Source organism: Endozoicomonas sp. YOMI1 (assembly GCF_024606345.1).
In the GTDB taxonomy this organism is placed as follows: domain Bacteria; phylum Pseudomonadota; class Gammaproteobacteria; order Pseudomonadales; family Endozoicomonadaceae; genus Endozoicomonas.
Map to the genome: position 1 here is coordinate 1 of NZ_JAHHPM010000598.1, position 8,676 is coordinate 8,676.

Here is an 8,676-nt window from a genome sequence, read left to right on the forward strand (position 1 = left end):
GAATAAGTTCCAACTCTTTTATGGTTGAATGTGATTTATCTGGCTTCCGAGTCCCAGCGTCGAGTTGAGCTGTTACAACAAATCGGTGTTTCCTTCCATTAAATGGTCTGTGATGAAATCCCTTTTCCCGTTGAGGCCCCTGCCGGGAAAAGGTAACTGAAGATAGAAATACTAAACTGAGAGCGTAGAAAACCGATGCTGACTTTTCACGTTAAGATTTATCGGCGAAGGTGTCTTTCGGTAAGTTCATCAACAAGTTTTTTCCACTCTGTTGGCAATAAGTATTTCTTGGGATCATATTGAACAAATACGGCTGACTCAATATATTGACGCAATGTGCTCTCCTCCTCTTTAGCTGTATGCTTCTTTTTAGGAGGAAGTTGATCCAATTCAACGTTCTCGTTTGCGAATTCAAATGGAAATGCGCGAATCTCATAATCCGCAGGGCCCCCTGAGTGGAATTTATTGCCTTTTCCGACAAGGATGGCTTTGTGGATATGGGGAGCATCGATGGAATCAGCACTTGTGGAAACACCATTATCAATGAGGGTTCTAATATCATTAACCAGTGGCTTTAAAACCTCATCCCAATTCTCAGGTTTCAGTGGATCCTGGCCTACTGCTAACAGTTTCTTACCAACCAGTCGTTCAGCTTCCTCTTCAGTAAAATTGTGGTGAACTAAGAAAGCATTTTGTTTCTCGTGTTCGCTAAATGATGGTGTGATGTAAGTGGCTCTTGTGTATTTGGTGCCCTCGAATTCCCAACGAATAACAACGGGTTGGACTTCAATGGTAGGAATACCTAATTTTTCCAAGTATCTATTCATCATTAACTCATCATAGAATTGGTATGGGCGCCGATTGATTGCCAGTGCCTGGCCATCGCCAATATCGTAGTATGACCTTGATTCACTAAATCTTAGCTTTTTATTGAGCTTTATTGTTTTGACTTCATTTTGTGGAGTAATCAACTCAATCGGAATATCACCACCTTCCAATGGTTGGTAAGCTGCTTCTGGAATCTCCTCTGGATGATGTAAGACGTTATCTGCCAGAAAACGATCATGTCTTTCCATCGTAGCTTTCACATCGTCATCATGAATGTATCTTCGCCATTGTACTTTGGCTTCTGGAATAACCGGAAGATTTGGAGCCGGAGTTTGATGTATGGTGATTTTTCTGTCATACAGGCTCTTGGCTGCATAAACAAGATCAACAGCCAGTGAAGGGATAAAGGCAACTACAGTTACCACAGCGGCAACAGCACGGCCAAAAAAGCGGCATGTTTTACTGGCAACAGCGTCAGAAATTTTATTAAACCAGCGCACGCAGGTCCATTCATTATTCCGTGCATTCCGGGGTGGATTGAGTGCTGGATTACCGGCAGTTGGTCCTGTCATGAAAACCTCCAATGTTTCTTTACTAAGAGTATTGTTATAAATAGTTAAGTTTTTTAAGCAATTGATTCTTTGTTTTTTGACCACTAACTAATGAATAAGTTCCAACTCTTTTATAATCCGTCTTCTTACGGTAGGCATTAAGCAACCTGTCCATCTAAGTGGCTACTGTTCTGTGTCGTTCAAAAAAAGGTTGAATATGATCTATCTGGCTTCCCAGTCCCCGCGTCGGGCTGAGCTGTTACAACAAATCGGTGTTTCCTTTCATCAACTGGCCTGTGAAATTGATGAAACCCCATTCCCCGGTGAGGCTCCTGCAGAGTATGTGCTTCGAATGGCCCGGGAAAAGGCAACGGCAGGCTGGCAGGCATTATTAACCCGGGATTCTCCCAAAATGCCTTTGTTGGCAGCAGATACCACGGTGGTCTGTAATGATCAAATTCTGGGCAAGCCACAGAATTCAAACGATGCTCGTCGTATGCTGGCCATGCTGTCCGGAACAACTCATCAGGTTATGACCGCTGTCGCTGTTTCGGATGGCAGGCAACTTAAAACCGAGTTGTCAGTGACGGATGTGGTGTTTAATGACCTGTCTGATCCGTTGATTAATGATTATATTGCCTCCGGGGAGCCCACTGATAAAGCCGGTGCCTACGGTATCCAGGGCTACGGTGCCGTGTTGGTAGCGGGTCTGTCTGGCAGCTATTCCGGCGTTGTCGGGTTGCCGCTTATGGAAACTGCACGACTTCTGTCACAGTTTAATGTGCCATTTTGGCAGGCGTGCTGATCTGTGGTTTTTACCGGACTTCGAACAAGGTGTCTCACTCAAAGGTAGTTGAAGCCATGGATGGCTGAAACTGGATTGTTTTGCGAGTGAAAACACCCAGAGTTTTGCTGGCAAATTGACCATCGCTGTTGGCTAACGGCGCTATCAAACCACTCGGGCCATGCAAGATAAAATTGGCCTCATGAAGCAATTATCCATATCTTCTTTCTTGTCCTCTTTTTTTTGTAATATTTGGATCTTCCTTGCCAGGGCATAACGAAAAAGTTACCCAAACCTTATCGGAAATAGTGATTTTTGGAATGTGTACTAATGAACTGAGTAAATCCCTAACCAGAATGACAGCTATTCTGACAATGCCAGGTGCAATGTGACGGAAACGATCCATAGGGTTCTTGATGGATTGAGTATGTGAAGTGCAAAACACGAGACTTTGCAAATGACTCTATGGAAGTCGGTGTCAGCCATAGTGGTGATAAAGCGGGTAAGAACCGTGGACGAAGGGCAGGCAGAAAAGAGTGTGAACGGTCTCTGAAAGCCTCATGGAACGGTTTTTGGTATAAAGTTTGTCAGGAAGCAAAAACCGGATGCAAATTACTGGTATGATCGACCAATCTACTTTCAGTACGTCAGCTGTTCTGAGACAGCCTCCTAAAAGTGTATTGACCTGTGGTACCTGAGATGAAACTCATCGACAGTCAAAGAGGCATCACAGGTCAATGCATTAAAGGAATTGAGGGACTGGGATGAGCGAAGAAATTCTCATGAATATCACGCCCATGGAATCACGGGTGGCTCTGGTTGAAAATGGGGTGCTGCAGGAGATCTATGTCGAGCGTGCCCGAAGTCGCGGGATTGTGGGCAATATTTATAAAGGGAAAGTGGTTCGTGTTCTGCCGGGAATGCAGGCCGCTTTTGTTGATATTGGCCTTGAGCGGGCGGCGTTTATTCATGCCAGTGAAATTGCGCCAAGGCAGGATAGCCGCCATGAAAAAAATGGCGAAGATACCCAGGAGCGCCCGATTTATGAGCTGGTGCATGAAGGCCAGTCTCTGGTGGTTCAGGTAACCAAAGATCCCCTGGGTACCAAAGGCGCCCGCCTGACCACTCATATCTCCATTCCGGCCCGCTATCTGGTCCACATGCCAAAAAACAACCACGTGGGGATCTCGCTGCGCATCGAAGATGTTGAGGAGCGGGAACGTCTAAGGCAATTGGTTGAGTCTTGCCTTGGCGGTGATAATGGTGCCGGTGGTTTTATTCTGAGAACGGCTGCAGAAGGGATTGGCGAAGATGAGGTGCGTGCGGATATTCTGTTTCTGCGCAGGCTGTGGGCAACCATCGAAGAAAATATCAGGGAGAGTAAGGCCCCTGCCAATGTCTATGAAGACTTGCCGCTGCATTTGCGAACCATGCGCGACCTGGTCAATCCCAACATTGAAAAGATCCGCATTGATTCCCGGGAAACCTTTGAAAAAGTGTCCAAATTCGTCAAGAAGCTGGTGCCTGAGATTGATGGCCGGGTTGAATATTACCCCGGCGAACGGCCGATTTTTGATCTGTTTGGTGTTGAGGATGAGATCAACAAGGGGCTTAGCCGTAAAGTTCAACTTAAGTCCGGTGGTTATCTGATTATTGATCAGACCGAGGCCATGACCACCATCGATGTCAACACCGGTGCCTTTGTTGGTCATCGTAATCTGGAAGAGACTATCTTTAAAACTAACCTCGAAGCGGCCGTTGCCATTGCCCGCCAGCTCCGTTTACGGAACCTGGGGGGGATCATCATTATCGACTTTATTGATATGGAAGATCCTGAGCATCAGCGGCAGGTTCAGCGTGCTTTCGAAAAGGCCATGGAGCAGGATCATGCCAAGACCAATTTTACCGGCGTCAGTGAACTGGGCCTGGTAGAGATGACCCGCAAGCGAACCCGTGAGTCACTGGAGAATGTTCTGTGTGAATCCTGCCCAACCTGTGAAGGCCGTGGTACCTTGAAAACCGCAGAGACGGTATGCTACGAGATTTTTCGGGAAATTCTCCGGGCTGTCCGGGCATATGATGGCGACAGTTATACAGTGCTGGCTGCTGAAACAGTGATAGACCGTCTGCTGGATGAAGAGTCCAATAATGTTGCCGATCTTGAAGAGTTTATCCAGAAGCCTATTCGTTTTCAGGTAGAGCCGATCTACACCCAGGAACAGTTTGATGTAGTTCTGGTGTAACGAACGCTACCCGCTTCCCGCTTGCTGCTACCCGAAAAGTCCTCGTTGCTTCTTCGGCAGGCAGTTAACGGGAAGCGGGTAGTGTTTTTTTAGCATTCCCTAATGGTTACTGTTGAGTCTGATATTTTGTTGAGCGTCACTTTTGTTATACGGCTGGCTGATGGTCAGCTGCCCAATGGTTTGTCAGGGCGGGAACACGGTCGTTGAAGCGGATGGTAAACAGCCTCAAGCGGAGTACTCCGTGCATTCAGGCAGAGGGTGAAAAAGTACCCTATGGTAGTCTCTGTCTGCTAAATAGTTTGATGACCTGGAGTTGGCGGCTGCTACTGACAGGGTTAACCACTCTGGTCATTCTGGTGGGGCTCGGGCGACTGATGTTCAGTACTTTACCGGTTCTGCTGCCTGAACTTTCAGGTTTTCTCAGCGACCGTTTACAGGCTGACCTGCAAATTGAGTCCATGTCTGCCAAATGGAATGATGGCCAGCCATGGTTCTCCCTGCGAGGGTTAAGGCTTAAGGGTAAAGATGCAGATGTGACCGGGTTCAGTATCACACAGCTGGATATGGAACTGAGTCTGAGGGAGTCACTGTTACACTGGACGCCAGTATTTTCTTCACTGGAAATTGATGGAGTGAATGTTGAACTGGTCCGGGGGGAAGGTGCCCAGTGGGCGCTATCCGGTATTCAGCGGGTTGCCGGGTCATCATTACAGGCGCCTGAATATCACCAAAGTTCTGCACTGGAATGGCTTGCCTTGCAAAAGAAGGTTGATATTCGTGACATCCGCCTGAATATGCGCAAAGCCAATGGTGAGAGCAGTGATGTTCATGGCCAGCATTTGACCGTAGTGACGGATGGAGACCAGAAAAATCTGTCAGCCCGCCTTGAAGTCGGCACTGGTTATCTTGCAATCGATGGATCTGGAATAGCCAGCCGTGGTCAGTTTTCCCAGTGGCAGGGAGCGGCCGTAGCCAGTGATCTTAATGCTGAGCAGCTCTGTGTCCTGTGGTCTGGTTGTTATGATGATGTGCTGTCAGCACTGATACAGTTGGAAACCCGGTGGCTTTATGATAATGGGGTCTGGCAAGTGCAGGGAGAGGTTGCTTCTCCTGATGTAACGTATCGGGATAACGCTGGAACGTTAAACCATCTTTCCGGGCAGACCCATTTATTTATGCAGGGCGTTTTGTCCCGGGAGCCGTTGCCAGAATCCAGCTGGCAGATCTGGCTGAATGGCCTTAAGCTGGAAAACCGCTTGCATAACGGGACTGTTTATCAGTGGGAAAACAGCTGGTATCTGACCGGTGGCCGTGCTGAAGAATATACGGTAACCGTGGCTACCGAAAAGCTGGATCTGGATCTGCTCAAACGGTGGTTACTGGATACTGATGCGCTTCCGGAATCGGTTGCTGATCTGGTTAATACCCTGAATCCCATTGGCCAGCTGAATGACCTGGCCATCCGTTTTTTCCCATCCCGGCAACCGTTTGACTTCGACTTGAGTGCCCGGCTTGACAATGTGTCTGTGGATGCCTGGCGTGGCGCTCCTTCAGGGGGCAATGTCAGTGGTCAGTTAAGGATGAACCTGCTGCAGGGCTATCTTGATCTGGATACCCGGAACTTTCAGCTGGGCTTTCCCAAACTGTTCCGGGAGACCTGGACGTTTGATACTGCCAGAGCACGCCTTTACTGGGATGTTATCGATGACTTTTATATTTTGAAGTCGGATGACCTTGCCCTGGTCGGGCCTGAAGGTGACCTGAAAGGCAAGCTGAGACTCGATATCCCATTACAATGGCATGAAGGTGACACCCTGGATATGGCATTGACGGTTGGCATGAGCAATGGTGATGCCCGCTATACGGGCAAGTACCTTCCAGCCTTGCTGCCGATGAACAGCGGCCTGGTTCACTGGCTGGATACCGCCATTCAAAAGGCGGATATCTCCGGGGGTGGGTTTATTTATAACGGTGCGCTTGCCAGTCGAAAGGGGGAAGACATCAGTCCCCCGGATGCCCGCTGGGGACTGTTTTTTGATCTCCATAATGGCGAGCTGGACTATGCGCCTGACTGGCCTGCGATAACCGGCCTGACCGGGCAGGTTTATGTCAATGATGACCGGGTGGAAGTACTTGGCCAACGGGCAGAGTCAGCGGGTGGCAAGCTGGATGATATTGTGGCGCGGGTGCCGCTGGACGGGAAATCGATACTCAGGATCAGTAGTCACCTGAATGCCAGTGGTGAGACTCTGCAGCACTTTCTTACCCGGACACCCATTAATGACTGGATGAATGGTGAAGCAAAGCAATGGACCTTACAGGGTCAGCTGGATGCCGGACTTAATTTGACGCTTCCTCTTAATGACTTGGGTCGTTCTGAAGTGGATATCCGTGCTGCTCTGGAATCGTTTACGTTCGGGGTTCCTGAGGTGGGGATTGCAGCAAAAGGCATTGCCGGTGATCTCTCCTACAGCACTGGCCGGGGGCTTACTGCACGACAGTTATCTGGTGAGATGTTTGGTCAGTCGGCTCAATTTCAAATACGTTCGATGGTGCAGAATCAACAACCGGTTTCCATCGATATTGTCTGGTCAGGCAGAGTCTCTGTGTCTTCACTTCAGGACTGGCTGAAGCTGGATTGGCTCAGTTTACTGGAGGGAGAGACGGATTATCGCGCCAGTTTATCCCTGGCGGACAATAACACTGAGCTCAGGGTTGACAGCGAACTGCTTGGCGTTGACGTTGAGCTGCCAGCGCCGGTGGGTAAAGCAGCGGATACGCCGCTCCCCCTGGCGTTTTCCCTGACGAAAAAAGAAGGTCACCAGTTGCTGGGTGTGACGCTGGCGACACTGGGGCGGTTGGACATGAAAATGACTTCGGCGTTTTCCCCTGAGTCTGCCCTGATTACTCTGGGAGACGATGCTTCCCACCCTGGTGCAGGTTCTGCGATGTGGCCTTCAGGGAATCAATTTCTCGTGACCGGTACCTTACCGGAGTTGGATCTTGGTCCCTGGAAAGCGTGCTTTGAAGGGCAGCCCGGTAGCCCTGATGAGCAACAATTGGCCTCACGTATAGCCCTTGACAATGTTCGCCTCGGTTCACTGAAGTATGGGGATTATCTCTGGCCGGATATATCGGTTTCGCTTCAGCAGGCGGTCCATAATCAGAGGGTACAGCCTGACAGAAAAGGAATGAAACTGGCCGTTGATGGGCAAACACTGAAAGGTGATTTATGGATTCCCGAACAGAAAACTGTACCATGGGTTCTTTATATTGACCGTGTACATCTGCCAGAGCCTGCTTCTGAAGCGTCTGCCAAACACAGTCCTTTAGCAGCTGAAGACAGCCTGGCGGACATTAATCCGGCAACGTTGCCCAATCTTGATGTGAACATCAACCATATTCAGGTCGGCAGCCGAACACCAGCAAGCATCGGTTTTAAACTTCGTCATGCACCCAACGGTGTCAGGATCGATAATATCACCGGTGAACTGTCGGGTATGTCGTTGAATGGCCTGGCAGACTGGGTGCAGATAGAGGGAGAACAGCGTAGCTGGGTGCAGGGAAGACTTAAGGGAAAGGGTATCCGGGAGTTGCAGAAAGCCCTGGGCTTTTCCGGTTTTCTTGAGGCCAGGGAAAGCCGTTTTGATGTTAGCCTGAACTGGGATGGATCTCCTCTCGGTGGCTCAATGGCGACCATGAAAGGCCGCATTGATTTGCTGCTGAAGCAGGGGCGGCTGCGCAAAGTCGATAATGGTTCGTCGGAAGCGCTCAAGTTATTTGGTATTTTTAATACTGAAGCGCTGGCGAGAAGAATGAGACTGGACTTTTCCGATCTCTACTCGTCCGGTATCAGCTTTGATCAAATCAAGGGTAGCCTGAACTTTAACCGGGGACTGATTACGTTCAACTCGCCAATGGTCATTGAAGGGACGACGTCCGACTTCAAACTGGATGGCACTATCGATACTAACACCGAACAGCTGGACTTGAGTCTGGTGGTTACCCTGCCAGTGTCATCCAATCTGCCAATTCTCAGCGTGTTGCTGGGAACCGCTCCCCAGGTGGCAGGTATTATTTATATTGCGGATAAGCTGGTGGGCAAACAGGTGGATCAGCTGGCCAGCATTCGCTACCGGATTCATGGCTCCTTTGATGATCCTGAAATGACTCTGGACAGGTTGTTCTCGAATAAGCCGAAAAAATAAACTGACAGAAATCATCCTTCTGGTTCATTCTCTGCCTGAATGTACTCTGAACCTTTGCGATA

General features: G+C 49.1%; 6 protein-coding genes. 4 read left to right on the forward strand and 2 right to left on the reverse strand.

Going from position 1 to position 8,676, the window contains the following annotated elements; genetic code table 11:
- Window positions 1-218: 218 nt before the first annotated feature.
- The gene (locus KDK15_RS20755) at window positions 219-1,400 is read right to left on the reverse strand and encodes a hypothetical protein (RefSeq protein ID WP_257297308.1); all 1,182 of its coding nucleotides are present in this window, start codon (window positions 1,398-1,400) and stop codon (window positions 219-221) included.
- Between the two features lie 196 nt (window positions 1,401-1,596).
- Here KDK15_RS20755 and KDK15_RS20760 point away from each other — a divergent pair, with 196 nt between their 5' ends.
- A complete protein-coding gene (locus KDK15_RS20760; RefSeq protein WP_306800423.1) occupies window positions 1,597-2,184 on the forward strand; it encodes a Maf family protein in 588 nt (195 codons plus the stop codon).
- 190 nt (window positions 2,185-2,374) lie between these two features.
- Here KDK15_RS20760 and KDK15_RS20765 read toward each other — a convergent pair whose 3' ends face one another.
- Window positions 2,375-2,569, reverse strand: coding sequence for a hypothetical protein (locus tag KDK15_RS20765; protein ID WP_257297309.1), 195 nt, complete (start codon window positions 2,567-2,569; stop codon window positions 2,375-2,377).
- Window positions 2,570-2,592: 23 nt separating this feature from the next.
- Here KDK15_RS20765 and KDK15_RS20770 point away from each other — a divergent pair, with 23 nt between their 5' ends.
- The 3 genes from KDK15_RS20770 to KDK15_RS20780 all read left to right on the forward strand — a co-directional run bounded on the left by KDK15_RS20770 (window position 2,593) and on the right by KDK15_RS20780 (window position 8,614).
- Window positions 2,593-2,787 (forward strand): hypothetical protein, encoded by a 195-nt coding sequence (locus KDK15_RS20770; protein ID WP_257297310.1) that lies wholly within the window; start codon window positions 2,593-2,595, stop codon window positions 2,785-2,787.
- Window positions 2,788-2,927: 140 nt separating this feature from the next.
- Window positions 2,928-4,406, forward strand: coding sequence for a ribonuclease G (rng, locus tag KDK15_RS20775; RefSeq protein WP_257297311.1), 1,479 nt, complete (start codon window positions 2,928-2,930; stop codon window positions 4,404-4,406).
- Window positions 4,407-4,618: 212 nt separating this feature from the next.
- Window positions 4,619-8,614 carry a YhdP family protein gene (locus KDK15_RS20780; protein ID WP_257297313.1) on the forward strand — a complete coding sequence of 1,332 codons (3,996 nt, stop codon included), beginning with the start codon at window positions 4,619-4,621 and terminating at the stop codon, window positions 8,612-8,614.
- Window positions 8,615-8,676 lie beyond the last annotated feature (62 nt).

Excerpts from the sequence above, each read along its gene's own strand:
- rng (WP_257297311.1), top strand. The coding sequence starts at position 2,928 with ATGAGCGAAGAAATTCTCATGAATATCACGCCCATGGAATCACGGGTG.
- KDK15_RS20765 (WP_257297309.1), bottom strand. The coding sequence starts at position 2,569 with ATGGATCGTTTCCGTCACATTGCACCTGGCATTGTCAGAATAGCTGTC.
- KDK15_RS20780 (WP_257297313.1), top strand. The coding sequence starts at position 4,619 with ATGGTAAACAGCCTCAAGCGGAGTACTCCGTGCATTCAGGCAGAGGGT.
- KDK15_RS20760 (WP_306800423.1), top strand. The coding sequence starts at position 1,597 with ATGATCTATCTGGCTTCCCAGTCCCCGCGTCGGGCTGAGCTGTTACAA.
- KDK15_RS20755 (WP_257297308.1), bottom strand. The coding sequence starts at position 1,400 with ATGACAGGACCAACTGCCGGTAATCCAGCACTCAATCCACCCCGGAAT.